Source organism: Gloeocapsopsis sp. IPPAS B-1203, from assembly GCF_002749975.1.
Lineage (GTDB): Bacteria > Cyanobacteriota > Cyanobacteriia > Cyanobacteriales > Chroococcidiopsidaceae > Gloeocapsopsis.
The window spans coordinates 60,640-80,534 of sequence record NZ_PEIG01000022.1; the positions used below are offsets into that span (position 1 = coordinate 60,640).

At 40.6% G+C, this 19,895-nt stretch carries 17 protein-coding genes; 12 read left to right on the top strand and 5 right to left on the bottom strand.

The features are described from left to right. Positions 1-94: 94 nt before the first annotated feature. The 3 genes from ilvB to CSQ79_RS25505 all read right to left on the bottom strand — a co-directional run bounded on the left by ilvB (position 95) and on the right by CSQ79_RS25505 (position 4,150). Positions 95-2,014, bottom strand: coding sequence for a biosynthetic-type acetolactate synthase large subunit (gene ilvB / locus CSQ79_RS25495; protein ID WP_099703915.1), 1,920 nt, complete (start codon positions 2,012-2,014; stop codon positions 95-97). 270 nt (positions 2,015-2,284) lie between these two features. Continuing rightward, the gene (locus CSQ79_RS25500) at positions 2,285-3,544 is read right to left on the bottom strand and encodes an MFS transporter (protein WP_099703916.1); all 1,260 of its coding nucleotides are present in this window, start codon (positions 3,542-3,544) and stop codon (positions 2,285-2,287) included. Positions 3,545-3,580: 36 nt separating this feature from the next. Next, positions 3,581-4,150 (bottom strand): hypothetical protein, encoded by a 570-nt coding sequence (locus tag CSQ79_RS25505; protein WP_099703917.1) that lies wholly within the window; start codon positions 4,148-4,150, stop codon positions 3,581-3,583. Between the two features lie 117 nt (positions 4,151-4,267). On the opposite strand from CSQ79_RS25505, the gene CSQ79_RS25510 reads away from it, so the two are divergent. From CSQ79_RS25510 to CSQ79_RS25560, 11 genes are all read left to right on the top strand, one after another. Beyond that, a complete protein-coding gene (locus tag CSQ79_RS25510) occupies positions 4,268-5,668 on the top strand; it encodes a CHASE3 domain-containing protein (protein ID WP_099703918.1) in 1,401 nt (466 codons plus the stop codon). Between the two features lie 29 nt (positions 5,669-5,697). Further along, positions 5,698-7,710 carry a GGDEF domain-containing protein gene (locus tag CSQ79_RS25515; RefSeq protein WP_143755504.1) on the top strand — a complete coding sequence of 671 codons (2,013 nt, stop codon included), beginning with the start codon at positions 5,698-5,700 and terminating at the stop codon, positions 7,708-7,710. A 450-nt stretch (positions 7,711-8,160) separates the two neighbouring features. Continuing rightward, positions 8,161-9,483, top strand: a complete 1,323-nt coding sequence (gene urtA / locus CSQ79_RS25520; RefSeq protein ID WP_099703931.1) for an urea ABC transporter substrate-binding protein — start codon at positions 8,161-8,163, stop codon at positions 9,481-9,483. A 65-nt stretch (positions 9,484-9,548) separates the two neighbouring features. Continuing rightward, a complete protein-coding gene (gene urtB / locus CSQ79_RS25525) occupies positions 9,549-10,703 on the top strand; it encodes an urea ABC transporter permease subunit UrtB (protein WP_099703920.1) in 1,155 nt (384 codons plus the stop codon). 174 nt (positions 10,704-10,877) lie between these two features. Further along, the gene (gene urtC, locus CSQ79_RS25530; RefSeq protein ID WP_502693969.1) at positions 10,878-11,933 is read left to right on the top strand and encodes an urea ABC transporter permease subunit UrtC; all 1,056 of its coding nucleotides are present in this window, start codon (positions 10,878-10,880) and stop codon (positions 11,931-11,933) included. Positions 11,934-12,054: 121 nt separating this feature from the next. Beyond that, positions 12,055-12,852 (top strand): urea ABC transporter ATP-binding protein UrtD, encoded by a 798-nt coding sequence (urtD, locus tag CSQ79_RS25535; protein WP_099703922.1) that lies wholly within the window; start codon positions 12,055-12,057, stop codon positions 12,850-12,852. A gap of 27 nt (positions 12,853-12,879) precedes the next feature. Further along, a complete protein-coding gene (gene urtE, locus CSQ79_RS25540) occupies positions 12,880-13,635 on the top strand; it encodes an urea ABC transporter ATP-binding subunit UrtE (protein WP_099703923.1) in 756 nt (251 codons plus the stop codon). 512 nt (positions 13,636-14,147) lie between these two features. Continuing rightward, a complete protein-coding gene (locus CSQ79_RS25545) occupies positions 14,148-14,330 on the top strand; it encodes a hypothetical protein (protein WP_099703924.1) in 183 nt (60 codons plus the stop codon). A gap of 90 nt (positions 14,331-14,420) precedes the next feature. After that, complete coding sequence (locus CSQ79_RS25550) at positions 14,421-15,695, top strand: M16 family metallopeptidase (RefSeq protein WP_099703925.1); 1,275 nt, start codon at positions 14,421-14,423, stop codon at positions 15,693-15,695. Then, entirely contained in the window at positions 15,692-16,567 is an 876-nt protein-coding gene (locus CSQ79_RS25555) for a fructosamine kinase family protein (RefSeq protein WP_099703926.1), read from the top strand. The genes CSQ79_RS25550 and CSQ79_RS25555 overlap by 4 nt, the downstream gene beginning before the upstream one ends. Before the next feature lie 126 nt (positions 16,568-16,693). Then, positions 16,694-17,590 (top strand): carbohydrate ABC transporter permease, encoded by an 897-nt coding sequence (locus tag CSQ79_RS25560; RefSeq protein ID WP_099703927.1) that lies wholly within the window; start codon positions 16,694-16,696, stop codon positions 17,588-17,590. Positions 17,591-17,630: 40 nt separating this feature from the next. On the opposite strand, the gene CSQ79_RS25565 is transcribed toward CSQ79_RS25560, so the two are convergent. Both CSQ79_RS25565 and CSQ79_RS25570 read right to left on the bottom strand, forming a co-directional pair. Beyond that, positions 17,631-19,091 carry a class I SAM-dependent methyltransferase gene (locus CSQ79_RS25565; protein ID WP_099703928.1) on the bottom strand — a complete coding sequence of 487 codons (1,461 nt, stop codon included), beginning with the start codon at positions 19,089-19,091 and terminating at the stop codon, positions 17,631-17,633. Beyond that, the gene (locus CSQ79_RS25570) at positions 19,088-19,750 is read right to left on the bottom strand and encodes a type II restriction-modification system restriction endonuclease (protein ID WP_099703929.1); all 663 of its coding nucleotides are present in this window, start codon (positions 19,748-19,750) and stop codon (positions 19,088-19,090) included. Before CSQ79_RS25570 ends, CSQ79_RS25565 begins: the two co-directional genes overlap by 4 nt. Positions 19,751-19,787: 37 nt before the next feature. Here CSQ79_RS25570 and CSQ79_RS28495 point away from each other — a divergent pair. Then, a partial coding sequence (locus CSQ79_RS28495) for an IS1/IS1595 family N-terminal zinc-binding domain-containing protein (protein WP_502693928.1) occupies positions 19,788-19,895 on the top strand: 108 nt, incomplete at its 3' end.

The window sequence follows — 19,895 nt, forward strand, 5'->3', positions numbered from 1 at the left end:
TGTCCGGCATAAATAACTAAAGCCCGCAGACTTCAGTCTGGGGCTACACATAAGTGTGCCTGCGCACACTGTTTGCTATGTTCCTAGGCAATTTTTACACTTTAGTGCCACACTCTGGACAGAATTTGTTGGTAGTGACGTTCTTTGCACCACAATTGCTGCAATAAATAAGTTCCGCCACTGTGTCCTCCTTTGGGCGTTCCGGTAAGCCAAGCATTTGGGCATTGCTTTTACCAGGAGCAACCATTGGATAGCAATTCTCATCTCTGGTAACATGAGCATCGACTAACACCGGACCATCATGCGCTAACATTTCGGCGATCGCATCTTGTAATTGATCGCGACTGTGAATGACTATCCCCTTAATACCATACGCTTTTGCCAGCAACTCAAAATCTGGCATTGATGGTTCCATATTTGAAGAAGAGTAACGTTCGCCATAAAATGCTTGTTGCCACTGGCGCACCATACCTTGCCAACCATTATTAATAATGATGGTCTTGACATTTATCCCATATTGTGCAAGTGTACCCAACTCTTGAAGATTCATCTGGAAACTTGCATCGCCACTGATACAAATCACTTGCTCGTGGGGTAACGCGACTTTTGCACCAATAGCAGCAGGTAAACCATAGCCCATAGTTCCCAATCCCGCACTTGAAATCCAGCGACGCGGACCATTTTTCAAAAATTGTGCGGACCACATTTGATGCTGACCAACATCTGTGGTGTAGTAAGCGTCTGGAGCTTGACGACCAACTTCAAAAATGACTTCTTGAGGTGCAATACTATGCTCGTGATGAGGTACGACTAATGGATAGTCTTCGCGCCAGCGGTTAATCCGATTAAGCCATTCTTGGGTTTGATTAGGTGTACCAGAAATTCGCACAGCTTGAATGCGTCGCAACAATTCCTTCAGGACATTGCGCACATCACCAACAATGGGGACATCCGGTGTGCGATTTTTACCAACTTCTGCCGGATCGATATCAACGTGAATAACTTTAGCGTGCGAGGCGAATTCGTCTAACTTCCCTGTAACGCGATCGTCAAATCTTGCACCAACACAAATTAGTAGATCGCACTCGCTTACTGCAAAATTTGCATAAGCTGTGCCGTGCATCCCCAACATTCCTAACGCTAGTGGATGGTGTTCGTCAAACGCACCAATTCCCATCAATGTTGTTGTTACGGGAATATGAAATAATTCTGCAAGTTGTTTCACCTCAGCGTGTGCATTAGCTGCGATCGCACCACCACCGACATACAATAATGGCTGTCGTGCCTGACGAATTAAGTCAATTGCTTGCACGATTTGTCGAGGGTTCCCTTTCACTGTAGGGCGATACCCTGGTAACTTGACACTTCCTGGTTCGACAGGAACATAGTCAAACTCTTCTAACCCGACATCTTTGGGAACGTCAATCAAAACAGGTCCTGGGCGTCCACTACCTGCAATATAAAATGCTTCGGCGACAATTCGCGCCATATCTTTAGGATCGCGCACGACATATGAGTGCTTAACTATTGGTAAAGTAATCCCATAAATATCAGTTTCCTGAAATGCATCCGTACCAATTGCTGCCCGCGCGACTTGCCCTGTAATAATCACCATCGGAATTGAGTCCATATGGGCTGTGGCGATTCCTGTCACTAAGTTCGTCGCCCCTGGACCTGAAGTACCAAAGCAAACTCCAACTTTCCCTGTAGCACGCGCATAGCCATCTGCTGCATGAGCTGCACCTTGTTCGTGTCTTACCAAAATGTGCTGAATTCCCCCAGCAGCTTCGGCGCGATACAGTTCGTCGTAAATTGGCAGAATTGCCCCACCAGGATAACCAAAAATATGGGTGACACCATGACGTTTGAGACTGTCAATGAGGGCATAACCGCCTGTTGCCCGTTGTGGTGCTGTAACTGGTACTGCTGAGACTTCTGGCTTGAGCAGAGGTTCAGCTTCTAAGGATATATTGTTTGATCGCGACTCTTCATAGGGAACGCTTCGTGAACGCACTGGTAAAACCTCACGCAATAGCTAACTTGGTCGGGTTTGCTTTTGTATTTTAAAATGCATTTTAACTCGAATTTCTATTCTAATCTTCAGTAGAATTGTTGTGTTTACATATTAGAAAAAATACTTGTAAATAAAAATAAATATTTCTTCTCACATTTATATCGATAGACAGAACACGCAAGATTTGATCAAACCAAAATTTTATTATCCTTCTTTCTTCTCGACTCCTCTAGCATTGCACCACGCAAATACCTTGAAAGCACAACAAGCTCACAAAGCATCTCGCAACACGCGGCGAGTATTTTTCCAAGCCCAAAACCCAACAATAATCACAAAAAGACTCATACCCAAAAGCACAGTGCGCAAACCTAAGGCATCTGCCAAAGGTCCTGTAATTGCTAGTGGCAAACTTAAGGCAATATTGACTGCATTGTTTTGAAACCCAAACACTTTACCATGCATTTCTGGAGGAGTTTGCTGTTGAATTAATGTTTGCATTGGGACGCCAATCAATGATGCACCTAAGCCGAGCAAAGCACTCAATCCCAATCCTAGCGGCAAATTACTTATAAAAGTAAATACAGCAAGAACAAATGCCATACTTAAGAATCCATACAAAGGCAAAGGTTTATGGTGAAAGCGATCGCCCCAGTGTCCTAAAATTCCAGCACCCAAAGCCATCCCTACACCAGAAGCAGCCAATAAAAAACCAAATTGTGTTTCTCTTAAACCAATTTCTGCAGCAAGTTCAATTGTTAACACTGTTAATGCAGCAAATACCGAATATAAAAGTGTTAATTGCAACATGGCATTCCATATTAAGCGATTGCGTTGCAGATAGCGTAAGCCTGCTTTAAAGTCACTCCAAGGGTGAACTGTTGTTACCTTAATGTCCTGAGATTTTTTTTCTCTAATGGTGACAAGTTGCATAATGACACCAGAAAGTAAATACAAGCTACCAACTAACAATTCTCTACCATATTCAATGCGCCAGTTACGAGCCAAACTCAACAAAGGTTCTCCGACAGCAAACCCCACAATTAAAGCTCCCATTGTCGTTGTTGCAAATAAAGCATTTGCCGCCATGAGATTCTCGCGCCTCACCAATAGCGGGATAACAGCTTGCTCTGCTGGTGCAAAAAACTGCGTCACTGTGGAGATAACGAACGTTAAAATTAATAAAATCGAAAACTCCCTTGGCAACCAAGGAATGGAAATTGTGAGAATGCCACGAATTATGTCTGCTGCAACCAAGACAGGTTTTTTGCGGTAGCGATCGACAAAAATTCCACCAGCCGAGCCAAAGAAAATTGCTGGTAGTGTGAAAGCAAGCATGAGTGTCGATCGCATCGAGTTTTCCATACCTGGTGTCGTCTGATAATTGCCCAAAAGTGCAATCAGCAAAACAAAGAAAACTTTATCGGCAATTTGAGAGAATATCTGCCCAATCCACATCAACATAAAAGGTTGATTTTTGAGTAAGGCGCGGAATCCTCTACCAAAATTGGGTGGTTCTTCAACAGGAAACATAAAATTAGTGATGAGTGGCTAGTGGCTAGTGATTAGTTATAGCAATTTCTCCTCTACTGCCTTTACCTCTCCATATTGCTCTAACAGCATAATCAAAAATTCAGCAGCAGTTAGGTACGCTAATGTTTGTGAGTCTTTTACGTAGTAGCCGGAAACACTTTGCGGCGATCGCCATAGTGTTAAATGATCGACAGCAGGTTCAGCATAGAAATTATGACTACCACTTCCCAGCATGACAGAACTCCAATGAGTAAAGTAATCATGACTGAGGCGATGTAGGGGAAAGTTGCCAAAAAGCGGAACTCCCCAACCATCGATTGCAATCAAAGCTAAAACCTGTCCTCCCAAGCTTTGCCACGTATTTGCAGATGAAACTGCGCCTACTACTCCTGCACTAAATGCAATAAAGACGACTGGCGATCGCCGCTGTGGATTACCAAGCTGTGCTTGCAAAAACTGTAAAAGATGAACTGGTGAAAGTACCTCATAGTCGTGATTAGGAAAAATCAGGAAATTGTAAGTATGGCTTGCAGTTGCATTTATGCCTTGAACAAATTCTTGTGTGAGATGAGGTGGATGGATACCTGGGCAAATAACAATGTGCATCAGTCTTTAGAAAGAGAAATTATAAAATTTCCGTAAACTTACTCTGGTTAATCTAGGCAGTCTTAACTCAAACTTTAATAACGGAATGACAACGAGTTATATGTTAGTGGAGTAAAGATGGACACAGCTATGAGCCAAAGGCTAAACAATGCCGATAGTTCATTACAAAATACCATTGATACTCCATTAACAGACGAGGTTGCCAGGCTACAAACACTTGATCAGTGTCACATTCTTGATACTGATCCCGAAAAAACTTTTGATGAACTTACTACCTTAGCTGCGTATATTTGTCAGACACCTATTGCCTACATTAGCTTTGTTGACGCACAACGCTTATGGTTCAAATCGAAAGTTGGAATTGCAACAACAGAAACTCCACGCCAAAGTTCCTTTTGTACTTATACTGTTAATCAATCAGATGTTTTTATCATTCCAGATACAGTAGGTGACGAACGCTTTGCTACCCATCCAATGGTTAGTTCGGAACCTTTTATTCGTTTTTATACTGGTGTACCTCTAATAACAGTTGAAGGTCATCATTTGGGTGCATTGTGTATTATGGATTATGTTCCACGAGAACTCACTTTAGCCCAAGTGGATGCATTACAAAAACTTGCCCATCAGGTAATTCAATTGATTGAGTTACGCCGTAATTTAGGAAATTTAGCAAAACCTAATCAGCACAAAAAAACAGAGAAACAAGGTAAATATTTTCTCAGAGATGTGGCAGCAGGATTTGGAGTAGCTTCGCTAGTTTTGCTGATTGTTGGCACTATTTCCTACCAAAATCTTAATAGGCTAATTAGTACTCATACTCAAGCAACAAACTCCCATGAGGTATTAAAAAAACTGGAAGATGTGGTTTCTCAAATAAAAGATGTAGAAACTGGACAGCGTGGTTATGTCATTACTGGTAAAGAAAATTATTTAGAACCATATAATATAGCTACTTCTTCTATTGAACAAAAACTCGAAGAATTGAGATACTTTATGGGTTCTGACCCAAAGTATCAGCAACAACTAGACAAACTTGAGTCACTGATTCAGCAAAGAATTGCTGTCAGTCAATATGTGATTGATACGCGAAAAAAGTTTGGTTTTGAAACTGCAAAACAATTAGTATTAGCAGGTAGAGGTAAATATCTCATGGAGCAAATCCGCAAAACGGTGCGTGAGATTGAACAAAAAGAAGATGCTATCTTTCAGGAGCGATCGCTACAAGCTCAAGAAAATGCTCACTTTGCTGTTTCTACTTTTACTGCTGGTATTTTACTCAATCTTGGTTTATTTTCAGCAGTTTACTACCTGACATATCGAGAGATTAAACAACGCAAGCGAACTGAAGTCATACTCGAACAAGAACGCGACTTTACATCAGCAGTGCTGAATACAAGTAGTGCTTTAGTATTTGTTACTGATACTCAAGGGAGAATCGTTCGTTTTAATCAAGCTTGTGAAACACTCACTGGCTACTCTTTTAGTGACGTCAGAGGTAAAATTTTTGGGATTTATTGATTCCAAAAGAAGATATAGTGCAAGTCAAAATGCTCTTTCATCAACTTCAAACAAGTTTGTCACATCAACATGAGAATTACTGGCTAACAAAAAATAGCGATCGCCGCTTAATTGCTTGGTCAAATACGGCACTACTTGGAGCAGACGAAGCTGTTGAATATTTCATCAGTACTGGTATTGACATCACTGAGGAAAAGCAAGTCAAAGAAGCTTTACAACAAACAAACACGCTTCAATTAGCAATTTTGAATAGTACAAGCTATATGGTTATTTCTACTGATATAGATGGTAATATTTGTACTTTTAATCATGCTGCCCAAAAATTACTAGGTTACTCGGCTGAAGAAGTTGTTGGCAAAACAACACCAGTCATTTTTCACGCTCTTCGAGAAGTCGTGCAACGAGCACAAGTGTTATCATCTCAGGGAATAGATATTACTCCTGGATTTGACGTCTTTGTTGCCCAAGTGCGGCGGGGAGAAATCGACGAGCAAGAATGGACTTATATCCGTAAAGACGGTAGTCGCTTTCCCATACTTTTATCAATCACAGCTTTACGCGATGTTGATGGCAACATCACTGGATTTCTCGGAATTGGTAGCGATATTAGCGATCGCAAGCAGACAATAGAAGCATTACGTACAAGCGAAGCTAGACTTAATCTAACATTAGAAGCTGCTCAGATGGGCACTTGGAACTGGGATATGCTCACTCACGAAGTGACTTTTTCCGAACGACTAGGGTTTATCTTTGGGTTTCCTCCAGGTACTCATCAAGCAACTTTCCAAAATTTCATCAATATTATCCATCCTGAAGATCGCATAGCTGTTGAGCAAAGTATTACTCGTGCAGTTGAGGGAGGAGTGAATTACAATGTCGAGTTTCGCATTTTTTGGTCTGATGGTAGTTTGCATTGGATAGGTAGCCAAGGTCAAGTTTACTATGACAATGGTCAAGCAATACGTTTAGTGGGAGTATCAATGGATATTACTAAACGCAAGCACACTGAACAAGCACTACAGCAAGCTAACGTCAAGTTAACTGATTGGGTGGGTGAATTAGAAGAGCGTAACCGCGAAATTACTTTTCTAGGCGAAATGAGCGAGATTTTGCAAGCTTGCCACACTGTAGAAGAAGCTTACAAAGTTTTACCAAGTTTAATACAACCTTTATTTCCACAGATTTCCGGCGGCATCTTTCTGATTAATGCTTCTAGGAATATGGTAGAAGCAGTTGCAACATGGGGTACATCTATCAGCCAGACACTCTTTAAATCTGATGATTGTTGGGCACTGCGGCGCGGTAGGGTACACTGCATGGATACGCACACAGGTTTAGTTTGTCAGCATCTTGAGCATGCGCCTTCAAGTACAGCATATCTATGCGTACCCATGATGGCACAAGGTGAAGCCCTCGGACTACTACACTTAAGTTCTCCAGAATTAGCATTAACTCAAGGAAAAAAACAGCTAGCAATTACAGTTGCAGAGCAGATTAGTTGGGCATTAGCTAACTTAAAATTGCGAGAGAAGCTGCAAAATCACAGCATTCGCGATGCACTCACAAATTTATTCAATCGCCGTTATATGGAAGAATCGTTAGAACGCGAACTGTTTCGGTGCGATCGCAAACAGCAACCTTTAGGAGTCATTATGATCGACGTCGATCATTTTAAACGCTTTAATGACACCTTCGGTCACGAAGCCGGCGATGCTATTTTACGTGAAATTGGGCTATTTTTGCAAAGCAATATTCGCAAATCGGATATCGCTTGTCGCTATGGTGGTGAAGAGTTAACGCTAATTTTACCCGAATCTACTTTAGAGACTATTCAACAACGTGCCGAGCAAATCCGTGAGGGTGTGAAGCATTTACGCATTCAACATCGCCAGCAGTTATTAGGTGCAGTTACCCTTTCACTGGGAATTGCTTGTTTTCCTCAACACGGCTCAACTCCTACAACCTTAATTCAAGCAGCAGATGCAGCACTGTACTGTGCTAAAACCTCAGGGCGCGATCGCGTATCAATAGCTGAATCATAACAAGGCGGGATACCTACTTTAGACTTTGTAGCATTAGTTAAATTCACATCTTGCACTTAGCGGTTGAAACCGCAGCTAATCAGGTTACAAACACCTCGATTTTTTATTATCCGTGCCGGCGGAAAGAGTTTGTATAGCCGCGAATTCCATTCGCAAGGTTTGGTGCAAGATATGACTACGTACTAACGTTTGCCGATCAATAAGATTAGTAACAGTATCAATTGATTGACAAGCTGATATAGCTTTCTAAAAAAGCAACTCTCGTAGTCTCAAGAGATTATGACGTTACTGATTTGTCATGTTTTCCTCATACTGAGGTCGCTCGGACACCAATAAATAGTATTTCTGTATACAAAAAACAAGCAGATATCACTTTAAGATAACAAACTTGTCTCTAGATAGATGCAACTCCTCAGTATTACTAGTCCGTGGCAGGAGAACGGTCACAAAATGATAAACAAGTTTAATAGACGTAAATTTCTTGTATATGGTTCGGCAACATTTGGGACAAGCCTATTGCTGAAAGCTTGTGCAAATGATGAAACAACGACTACTACCAGTGCCACAAATGCTTCATCACCGACGGCTACTGGCGCTAGTGGTGGCGGAGACACTATCAGAGTAGGTATTTTACACTCGCTGAGTGGCACTATGGCAATTAGCGAGCAAAGCGTTGTTGATGCCGAACAGTTAGCAATTGAGGAAATCAATAATGCTGGTGGTGTACTAGGCAAAAGAATTGAAGCGATCGTTGAAGATGGAGCTTCAAATTGGGATACTTTTAGAGAAAAAGCCACAAAATTAATTGACCAAGATCGAGTTGTGGCTGTATTTGGTTGTTGGACTTCTGCAAGTCGTAAGAATGTCTTACCTGTTTTTGAACAAAAAGATCACATGCTCTGGTATCCAGTGCAGTATGAAGGGCAAGAATGTTCTCGCAATATCTTTTACACAGGAGCAGCACCAAATCAACAAATCGAACCATCTGTAGATTGGTTACTCCAAAACAAAGGCACCGATTTCTTTTTAGTCGGTTCTGATTATGTTTTCCCCCGCACTGCAAACACAATCATCAAAGCGCAAGTTGCCGAAAAAGGTGGCAGAGTTCTCGGAGAAGATTACTTACCATTAGGCAATACCGAAGTTACACCAATTATCACCAAAATTAGACAAGCTTTACCCAATGGCGGTGTCATTTACAACACTTTGAATGGCGATAGTAATGTAGCATTCTTTAAACAACTACAAGGTGCAGGCTTGACCCCAGATCGCTATCCTTCAATGTCAGTCAGTATTGCAGAAGAAGAAGTCCGCGCTATCGGTGCTGACTATCTTGAAGGACATTATGCCGCGTGGAACTACTTCCAAACAGTAGAAACTCCAGAAAATCAAAGATTTGTCCAAGCTTTTAGACAAAAGTACGGACAAGATCGCGTCACTAACGATCCGATGGAAGCTGCTTACATTGCAGTTTACTTGTGGAAGCAAGCTGTCGAAAAAGCAGGAACAGCAGAAGATTTAGCAAAAGTCCGCGCCGCTGCTTATGGGCAAACGCTAAATGCTCCTGAGGGTACAGTCACAATGCAACCGAACCATCATATTTCCAAAGTTGTCCGTATTGGTCAAGTCAGAAGTGATGGCATGTTTGAGATTGTTAACTCTACTGATTCAGCTGTCGAGCCTATTCCTTGGAATCAATTTGTGAAGGAAACCAAGGGTTATGCCTGTGATTGGTCTGATCCTAATAAAGGTGGCAGATTCAAAGCTGCTTAGAAGCTAGAGGCTAGGGACTAGAGGCTTTCAGTCTTTGGTTCCTAGTTTGTTTTAGGAGGCAAAGCGTGCTAATTGGATTATTTGACGGCTTGTTTAATGGCATTAGTATTGGTGCTGTATTGTTGATTGCAGCGCTAGGACTAGCAATTGTATTTGGGCTAATGGGCGTGATCAATTTGGCGCATGGTGAATTGATGATGCTAGGTGCCTATACTACGTTCGTCGTGCAGAATGTTTTTAGGCAATTTGGCGAACCTTTTTTTGAGATTTACATCTTTTTTGCCTTAATTGCTGCATTCTTTGTGACTGCGGGGGTGGGATTAATTCTCGAACGAGGAGTGATTCGCTATCTTTACGGGCGTCCTTTAGAAACCCTGCTTGCTACTTGGGGCGTTAGTTTGATTTTGCAGCAGTTTGTGCGCAGTGTAAACTGGGTTTTGGTCATTGGTTTAGCAGTATTTTGTATCTTGTTTTTTGGTGGTTTGTGGGTTTTAAATCGCCGTCAAAGTGCTTTTCATAAATGGGCGATCGCCGCATTGTTACCGTTATCTTTAGGAATTGCGATCGCTGCTGGGAGATTTTTAGCCGATACCTATCAGCTAGCAGTGACTAGACCTTGGTTTGGCGCACAAAACGTCGATGTCTCTGCACCAAGGTGGCTGCGTGGCGGTTTACCGTTAGGCAATTTCCAATTACCTTATGCAAGACTATTCATCATTGCATTAACAATCGTCTGCGTTGCTGGACTTTACTACTTCTTACAGCGATCGCCCTGGGGATTACGCATTCGCGCTGTCACTCAAAATCGCAGTATGAGTTCGTGTTTGGGAATTCCTACCCAAAAAGTCGATGCCCTCACATTTGCCTTAGGTTCGGGTCTAGCTGGTGTTGCGGGGTGTGCAATCAGCTATCTCGGTTCCGTAGGACCAAATACTGGACAAAACTACATCGTTGATACCTTTATGGTTGTCGTTGTTGGTGGTGTCGGTAAGTTAGTAGGTACAATTGTTGCTGCCTTAGCAATTGGTACTGTAAACTATCTCGTCGGTTCAGGTACGTTGGCACTTCTATTTACCCCCATTCAGCCACTTGCTGATTTCTTTACCTTTTTTGCAACCACAAGCATGGCAAAGGTGATGGTCTTTGCTTTAATTATTGCCTTTTTACAAGTGCGTCCTGGCGGTATATTCCCTCAAAAAGGGCGTACTGTTGATGCTTAAACAGGGGCGTTAGCAAAGCGGGACAAAGTCTGGAGTGAGGGGAAAAGGAAATAAGGAAATTAAGGAGAGGTAGCAGTGGATGCAGTTTCACGCCTTGGGGCTAGAGGTAAGCGACAGACATTGTGGATAGAGGTAGGAATTGTACTTGCGATCGCATTGTTTTTAATTCTTGTAATGCCTGCGGTATTGAGTAATTTTCGTCTTAACTTGCTGGGGCGATTTTTATCATTAGCAATTGTTGCTTTAGGAATTGATTTAATCTGGGGATACACTGGCTTATTAAGTTTAGGTCACGGCATTTTCTTTGCATTAGGTGGATATGCGATCGCCATGCATATCAAACTCGAAGATGCTGATGGTGGATTGCCAGACTTTATGAGTTTATATGGCGGTACGGAATTACCCTGGTTTTGGGAACCTTTTTATTCTTTCCCTTTTGCAACTTTTGCTGTTGTGACTATTCCAGCACTTCTTGCTGGAGTTCTTGGGTATTTAGTCTTTCGCAATCGCATCAAAGGTGTTTATTTTTCTATCCTTACCCAAGCAGCAACCATTGTCTTTTTTAACTTTTTTAATGGACAGCAAAAATTATTTAACGGTACCAATGGTTTAACGAATTTTCAAACACTGTTAGGCACATCAGTTAACACTCAATCAACACAATTTGTTTTTTATAGCCTGACAATTGTTCTCCTTGCTGGTGCTTACGCCCTTTGTCGTTGGTTAACAAGCGGACGCTTTGGACGCTTACTCATGGCAATTCGCGATGATGAAAGTCGCGTACGGTTTTCAGGATACAATCCCACAGAATTTAAAGTCCTTGTTTTCGCCGTTTCTGGTGCACTAGCAGGTATTGCCGGAGCAATGTACACTCTCCAAAGTGGTTCTGTGTCGCCTAGATTAATGGATGTTGCTTTCTCGATTGAAATGGTAATTTGGGTAGCTATTGGTGGCAGAGGAACACTTGTTGGAGCAATTTTAGGCGCACTATTAGTTAACTACGCGCGGAGTTTCTTAAGCGAACAATTTGCTGAAATTTGGTTATTTTTCCAAGGCGCACTATTTTTAATTGTTGTCACAGTTCTACCAGATGGAATTGTTGGTTGGCTAAAAAGTCAAGGAATTCAAAATCTAGGACGACGCAAGCAATCTTTCACTTACCCTAGCTTAGAAGAAGATCCTGAAGTTCAGCAGGAAAGAAAAGAAATAGGGGTGAGGAGTGAGGAGTGAGGGAAGTTTGTTGTAGCCTCTTTATAAAGAGTTAGATATCAAGTTCATTATTAAAATATTTCTAATTAAGTGGAGGATTTTCAATCTACAAGCTGAAATTTATAATTGTTGCAGGAGCATTATGCCAGAAAAAATTTTAGAAATTGAAGATGTAACAGTTAGCTTTGATGGTTTCAAAGCCTTAAACGATCTTAACTTCAACTTAGATGTCGGCGAACTAAGAGTTATTATCGGTCCAAATGGAGCCGGAAAAACGACATTTTTAGATGTCATTACAGGCAAAACTAAACCAACAAAAGGAAGAGTTTTATTCAAAGGACGCAACTTGCGATCGCTCAGCGAACATCAAATTGCTAGACTTGGAATCGGTCGTAAGTTTCAAACTCCACGTGTCTACCTCAATTTAACACCAAGAGAAAATCTTGAACTGACCAGCAACCGCACCAAAAATGTTTGGTCAACTTTAGTAGGTAAACCAAAAAGTGCTGAACGTAACTCAATAGCAGGTTTACTCGAAACGATTGGTTTAAGTTCTCGCGCTGATATTCTCGCAGGCTTACTCTCACATGGCGAAAAACAGCGATTAGAAATTGGGATGCTAGTTGCGCAATCTCCCGATCTACTCCTCGTAGATGAACCTGTTGCAGGGTTAACAGACGAAGAAACCGAAAATATTGGCGACTTGTTACTTGCTTTAGCTGAAAGTCATTCGATTTTGGTGATTGAACATGATATGGAGTTCGTTCGCCAAATTGCGCGAAAAGTCACTGTTCTGCATCAAGGTTCAGTACTGTGTGAAGGAAATATCGATCAAGTCCAAAACGATCCTAAAGTTATTGAAGTGTATTTAGGACAACCAATGGATGATGCACATACAACTCATTCACTCGCACTCGAAACTTCAGGATCAGAACTGTAAGTTAACGTATTCAATAAAATAGAAAATATGAGTTACACTCGTGATGCGATCGCCCCAGATGCAACCGCAGTTAGTCAAGACAAAACGCTGCAAGTCTCCGATCTTAATGTTTACTACGGCGAAAGTCATATTCTCCGCAATGTCGATTTAAGTGTTCCCGCAGGACAAATGGTGTGTCTCATTGGACGCAATGGTGTTGGCAAGACAACACTCCTAAAGTCAATTATGGGGTTAATTCGTCCTCGTAGTGGTGCGATCGCCTTTGATGGTGCAGTCATTAACTCAAAAACTCCCGATCAACGTGCCAAGTTAGGAATTGGTTATGTTCCGCAAGGAAGAGAAATTATCCCTCGCTTAACTGTAAAAGAAAATCTACTCCTCGGACTCGAAGCACGACGCAATAGCAAACATAGTAAGGAAATTGCCGCAGAAATTTTTGAACTGTTTCCCGTACTGAAAACAATGCTATCGCGCATGGGTGGTGATTTGAGTGGCGGACAACAACAACAACTCGCGATCGCGCGGGCTTTGATGGGACAACCACGATTACTTGTCTTAGATGAACCCACCGAAGGTATTCAACCATCAATTATTTTAGAGATCGAAGCTGCTGTGCGGCGAATTATTGCTACTACAGGAATTTCAGTATTGTTAGTTGAACAACATCTTCATTTTGTTCGTCAAGCAGATTACTACTATGCAATGCAAAAAGGCGGTATTGTTGCTTCTGGCAGTACCAGTGAATTAAGTCAAGATGTCATTCAAAGATTCTTGGCTGTCTGAATTTTATTTATTAGCATCAGTTAGTCAAATCTAATTAAAGTAGTTTAATTAGATAAATTAAACTCTCTTTTTTACTTGGTAGCGATCGCGCAATAAAAAATCCTGGAATGAGCTTATACATGTAGCCAGAAGTAGGGTGACACCCAGTAGCTCAAGTATAAATTTCCAGGATGTGAATATGCGTTGCGATTTGTTTTTCCTGCTATTAGCCATGTTAATTGCTTGTAAACAAATCAACTTCTAACTAAAGAATAATTTTATAATAAAGCCTCTGTGTATTCTTTATCACATTTTGTTCTCGCTATTTTTAGGATCTTCAAAGCAATTCTTTAATAGACTTCTGTACCAACTATCTTGTAATTATTTGTATTCTCAGACACAGATATCTATCTATCAGATATTTAACTATAGTGACACTTGCCAAAAACAAATTATTGAACTAAGGAAAGATTAATAACGCTTGCTAAAGCAGCATCATCAAGGTAAAGCACTGTATAGGAATAAATTAAATAATGTCACTATTAGACTATTTAGTTGTCATTACACTATTGTTGACTTTATTTCCTTTAGCAATAACTCAAATGAAATCTGCGTTAGTACAAGAAGACATTCAAACTTTTTCCGTATGGGTCTTTGTAACTTGTTTTCTTGCAGGCTTACCATTCATGGTTATGACCTTGGCAACAGCAACCTAAAAATTACGTATACTTATTCAAGATATCACTCAATCTGATGCTGCTAAGTGGGTAAGATATAGAAGTACTGACCCCCCTGAAGTAGCACAAATGACTTCTACTGTTTTGATTCCACGGTTAAACGCTCCGACATTGCGTCGATTACCCAATGGTCTGACGATCATAGCAGAGCAAATGCCGATAGAAGCCGTTAATCTTAGCTTGTGGGTCAATGTTGGTTCTGCGGTAGAATCAGATGCAATCAATGGTATGGCTCATTTCCTAGAGCACATGGTGTTTAAAGGTACACAACGCTTGTGTAGCGGTGAATTTGAGCGACTGATTGAAGAACGGGGTGCAGTCACAAATGCAGCAACAAGCCAAGACTATACTCATTACTACATCACAACAGCACCAAAAGATTTTGCTCAGTTAGCACCCCTTCAAATTGATGTTGTTCAAAATTGTATAATTCCTGATGACGGCTTTGAGAGAGAACGATTAGTTGTTCTAGAAGAAATTCGCCGTTCTGATGATAATCCCCGCCGTCGGACGTTTCAACGTGCTATGCAAACAGCATTTGAGTGCTTACCATATCGTCGTCCTGTTATTGGTCCAGCAGAAGTTATTTCTCAGTTAACACCCCAGCAGATGCGCGACTTTCATCAGACATGGTACCAACCACGCTCAATGACAGCAGTTGCAGTCGGTAATTTACCTGTAGAAAAACTGATTGAAGTGATTAGTGATAGTGTCCAAACAAACACTTCACAATCCATACCTCAGAAATATAGCCCTACAAATACTTCTGAGTCACCCTTTACAGAAATCGTCCGCCATGAATATGTAGATGAAAGTTTGCAGCAAGCACGCTTAGTTATGGTATGGCGAGTTCCAGGTTTGATACAAATGGAGCAAACTTATGCTTTGGATGTACTAGCGGCAATTTTAGGACACGGTCGCACTTCACGGCTAGTGCGCGAACTAAGAGAAGAGAAAGGATTAGTTTCTCAGATATCTGTCAGTAACATGACGCAACAACTTCAGGGCGTCTTTTATATCTCTGCTGCACTACCTATAGAAAATATCCCTGTTGTGGAAGCAGCGATCGCCCAACACATTCAAACAATTCAAACTCAACCTGTCCAAGAATCAGAAATTGCCCGCATTCGTACTCAAGTTGCAAATCGCTTTATTTTCGGCAACGAAACCCCCAGCGATCGCGCTAGTCTCTATGGCTACTATCACTCGATGGTTGGCGATTTAGAGCCTGCTTTTGAGTATCCAACTAAAATTCAAAGAGTAGATGCTACTGATATAGTTGCTGCAGCGCAACAGCATCTATCAGCAAATGCTTATGGAGTTGTTATTCACAAACCAGCATGAATTGGTTAGAAATTGCCCAGAATATAAGCAGAGTAACGGGAAAAGCATTTCTTGTCAATCAAACACGCTCAGTAAGTGGTGGCTGTATTAACCAAGGTTATGCCATTAGTAGCGATACTGATACTTACTTTGTCAAGCTCAATTCCCCTTCTCAAGTTGCCATGTTCGAGGCAGAAGCTCTAGGATTGCAACAAATGCTTGCAACTAATACTATTCGAGTGCCTCAACCGATTTGTTGGGGAATTGCAGAAAATTCGTGTTATCTCGTTTTAGAGTGGATTGACCTTGGTCGAGGTAATAACTCAACCTGGGAAGACATGGGGCGACATCTGGCAAAGATGCACAAAATACAGCAGTTGTCAAGAAAGGCTGCCTTTGGTTGGAATATCAATAACACCATCGGTTCAACACCCCAAATCAACGATTGGACAACTGATTGGGCAGAGTTTTTTGCGAAACACCGTTTAGGATATCAGTTCAAATTAGCGAATCGACGCGGCGGACACTTCCCACAGCAGCAAGCATTACTAACCGCTATTCCAGAGTTATTAACGCATCAACCGCAACCGTCCTTAGTTCACGGAGATTTATGGGGAGGTAACGCAGCGTGTACAACAACAGGAGAACCAATTATATTTGATCCGGCAACTTATATTGGCGATCGCGAAGTTGATATTGCTATGACAGAGTTGTTTGGTGGTTTCCCAGCTGCTTTTTATCAGGGATACAATGCAGTTTTTCCTTTAGAGCAAGGTTACGAAAAACGTAAAACTTTGTATAATCTCTACCACATCTTGAATCATTACAATCTCTTTGGGGGTAGCTACAGTGCACAGGCTAACCGCATGATTGCTCAAATTTTAAGCAGCTAAGGTCAGAGTTTTGAGTGTTGAACTGTTAATAAATATTTTTCTCATTACCAATTACCAGTTACCAATTACCAATTACCAATTACGCACAATAATCTGGTTAAATAGCCAGAGACAATATAAGTACTTATGCAAAAATCAGTATCCGCAAACTGGGGGACAATTCAACATAAGTTGACTCCCTACTTGTTTTTGTTACCGGCTTTACTCATCTTGAGCTTGACTGTATTTTGGCCTGCACTTCAAGCATTTTATCTCAGCTTCACGCGCTACGAATACGATCTCACACAAGCACCACAGTGGGTAGGTTGGGAGAATTTTCAGCGGTTGTGGACTGATGCTGTATTTTGGCAGACGCTAGGCAATACTGTACTTTATCTTGTTTGCGTTGTACCAGTGTTAGCGATCGCACCTTTAGCACTGGCTATTTTGGTCAATCAAAAACTCTGGGGAATGCACTGGTTTAGAGCAGCATATTATACCCCAGTTGTCATTTCAATGGTTGTTGCCGGAATTGCTTGGCGGTGGATTTATGAAGGAAATGGACTACTCAATCAGATCATTCGGCAAATTGGTTTATCAGAAAAAGGTATTCCCTGGTTAACAAGTCCGCAGTGGGCACTATTTAGCGTCATGGCGGTTACTGTCTGGAAAGGACTAGGCTACTACATGGTCATTTATCTAGCTGGGTTACAAGCAATTCCCGCAGACTTGTACGAAGCTGCTGCGATCGATGGTTCTGATGGTATTCGCAAGCACTGGGATATTACAGTACCTTTAATGCGACCATATCTTGTTTTAGTCGCAGTTATTTCGGCAATCTCTGCAACGAAAGTGTTTGAAGAAGTTTATATCATGACACAAGGTGGACCGCGCAACAGCTCAAAGACAATTGTTTATTATCTCTATGAGCAAGCTTTCCGTAACTTAGAAATGAGTTATGCTTGCACAATTGGACTAGTCCTGTTTTTAGGAATCTTAGTTCTATCCATTCTCAATCTAAAGTTAACAAACCAGCGAATCTAAAATAGCTAATTGCTAATTACTAATATGCTGTAACCTCTCATCATGCGTCACTTCTGACATAATCTTCTAAATTTACTAATGCTGTCAGATCTAAGCTACTAAGCACACTGGACTTAATAGGGCGTTTTTCGTCCCAGAAAATTAAAGAAGAGTAAAAGTTTATCACTAATGGAGATGCCAGAGTTTGAAAAGTTTTCAGGGCAACTTGCTCATCCTCAAAACTAAGAAAGTAGACTGTATCATCAAAAATAACAGGCTTATCAAATATCTTTTCAATTAATCTAAATTCTAATTTTTTATAAAGTCCGCAAATTGCAATTTTCCAGGGAGAAAAAGTGTATGCACCAACTCCAAAAATAGAAAACCTAGGTTTATTTTGATATATTTTGCTTTTTCTATTTTCTAAGTCATTTGCATGAGATTCTAGATATTGCCAAGTTTTGGGTGCTAAATCCCTTATGTGTTCAGTAGGTTCACCAACAAATCTTTGAGTAACTAGAACATACCTATCTGTAGTTTTTGTTCGACTGTGGGCAATATCAGAACCTTTCAATAAAGGAAAGAGACAAATATCTTCTAGTTCAACAGCTTCTCCTACTCCATTTATAAAAGTATTACCAATCTTGCGAAACTCCATGATCTTTGAGCAGTCGTGCTTAATACCAGATCGCCATTTTATCTCCGAATTTACAGTGTAAAATTTGCTTAGCTTCTCAAAAGAATCTGTATCTCTAATAAGAAGATTATTTCTATATGCTATTTGATAATACTCCAAACTTTCAAGACTGTTAAATACATCACAAAAATAGTTTTTTGATTTTGAATCAAACTTGCAGAATAATAAACAAGCTTCAACAGTTGCATCAAAATATTTCTTTGTGTCTATTCTGTACGTTGCACAGTAAGCAAGGTTAAGATTTTTAGAATGAAGATAATTCAGTATTTTTCTCGAAACAGATAGCTTACAAAGCATTGCTAGATAAGCATCCCGTCCTTGTAGCCATTGAATAATTTGAATTAGCATCCATTCGGAGATATCAAAATTACTCTTACCTGTAATGGCATCTAAGCCATTATAATTTTGAAAATTATTTTTTTTAGGTAAATTTTCACTACCAAGACTTCCTTGTATTGAATTTGTCACCCAAGGAAAATTACCAAGTACCAAAATATTTCCATTTAACTGACTAATAAGCGATAACCAATCAAATTGAAAAAAATCTGCATGTTGAAGCTCAATTCTCTCATCTTGTATAAATTGCTTTTTCCTTCTCATCTCCTGTAGATACTGTTGATTTATTTCAACTCCAATAATCTTTTTTGCTGTTTTAAATATACTAGATGCAACCTCAATAAAATTACCTATACCACATGTTGGTTCAACTATGATATCGGGGACAATGCCCAGCTTTATTAACTGCTGACAAACTCTCTCAGCAAGTTCCAAAGGTGTCTGGAAATCCCCATATTCTACTTTTTCTTTGTCAGCACTACGAATCATGAATTAGCTCTATAAACAGCAATAATACCTTCTTCTTGATTAGCACGTTCAATGACTCTTCCATACTGAAGCCTCCATTGCAAAGCATTAGAAATAGTCAAAAATCCTTGACTGGGAGGATTTCTAAGTATTTCATCTGCAATGTTAGATGCCTCAATTTCATCAATTGGGAGATTTCGATCCAGCATAAAAGCAATCAAGTCATCTTTATTACCTTCATTTTTCAAGATGCTACGAATTCCACGAGTCATCTGAAAATCTGCTGTCTTTTCAGCTTTCACGTAAATTGTGTGCAGAATGCTTAAGGTTGCAGTCCGGTTTGTGCTATTGTCTGCTTTATCGTAAACAAAAATAAGTAGTGAATACCCAAGCCCAAAAATCTTTTGTCTTGCAGATTTGAAAGGGCATGATGACTGGGGTTGTTTAATACTGGTTACTTTTATGTCGATAAACAACCCTGGAAAATCAATGCCGCTTGCAGAATTTCCCTCTAGAAACTCGTAACGTTCTCTGAGATAAAGCCTAAATTTCTGTTCTAAGTATGTTCCGACAGCTTTCCCATCAGTAATACCGTACAACAAAGGTTCTGGATGTCGAGACTCAGCGGCTGAAAATACTGTGGCTTCTGAACAGAGGGTTTCTACAGTCAAAATTGTCATAGATAAAGCAAAAATTATGGTGTTGCATAATAGGAGTATGAAATGTCCTAAATGTGAATCAACTCAAATCAGTAAAAACGGTCGTCACCACGGCAAACAAAACTATGTTTGTAAACAGTGTGGTCGCCAGTTTGTAGAATCGTAT

Excerpts from the sequence above, each read along its gene's own strand:
- CSQ79_RS25500 (WP_099703916.1), bottom strand. The coding sequence starts at position 3,544 with ATGTTTCCTGTTGAAGAACCACCCAATTTTGGTAGAGGATTCCGCGCC.
- CSQ79_RS25505 (WP_099703917.1), bottom strand. The coding sequence starts at position 4,150 with ATGCACATTGTTATTTGCCCAGGTATCCATCCACCTCATCTCACACAA.
- CSQ79_RS25510 (WP_099703918.1), top strand. The coding sequence starts at position 4,268 with ATGGACACAGCTATGAGCCAAAGGCTAAACAATGCCGATAGTTCATTA.
- CSQ79_RS25515 (WP_143755504.1), top strand. The coding sequence starts at position 5,698 with ATGCTCTTTCATCAACTTCAAACAAGTTTGTCACATCAACATGAGAAT.
- urtA (WP_099703931.1), top strand. The coding sequence starts at position 8,161 with ATGATAAACAAGTTTAATAGACGTAAATTTCTTGTATATGGTTCGGCA.
- urtC (WP_502693969.1), top strand. The coding sequence starts at position 10,878 with ATGCCTGCGGTATTGAGTAATTTTCGTCTTAACTTGCTGGGGCGATTT.
- urtD (WP_099703922.1), top strand. The coding sequence starts at position 12,055 with ATGCCAGAAAAAATTTTAGAAATTGAAGATGTAACAGTTAGCTTTGAT.
- urtE (WP_099703923.1), top strand. The coding sequence starts at position 12,880 with ATGAGTTACACTCGTGATGCGATCGCCCCAGATGCAACCGCAGTTAGT.
- CSQ79_RS25545 (WP_099703924.1), top strand. The coding sequence starts at position 14,148 with ATGTCACTATTAGACTATTTAGTTGTCATTACACTATTGTTGACTTTA.
- CSQ79_RS25550 (WP_099703925.1), top strand. The coding sequence starts at position 14,421 with ATGACTTCTACTGTTTTGATTCCACGGTTAAACGCTCCGACATTGCGT.
- CSQ79_RS25555 (WP_099703926.1), top strand. The coding sequence starts at position 15,692 with ATGAATTGGTTAGAAATTGCCCAGAATATAAGCAGAGTAACGGGAAAA.
- CSQ79_RS25560 (WP_099703927.1), top strand. The coding sequence starts at position 16,694 with ATGCAAAAATCAGTATCCGCAAACTGGGGGACAATTCAACATAAGTTG.
- CSQ79_RS25565 (WP_099703928.1), bottom strand. The coding sequence starts at position 19,091 with ATGATTCGTAGTGCTGACAAAGAAAAAGTAGAATATGGGGATTTCCAG.
- CSQ79_RS25570 (WP_099703929.1), bottom strand. The coding sequence starts at position 19,750 with ATGACAATTTTGACTGTAGAAACCCTCTGTTCAGAAGCCACAGTATTT.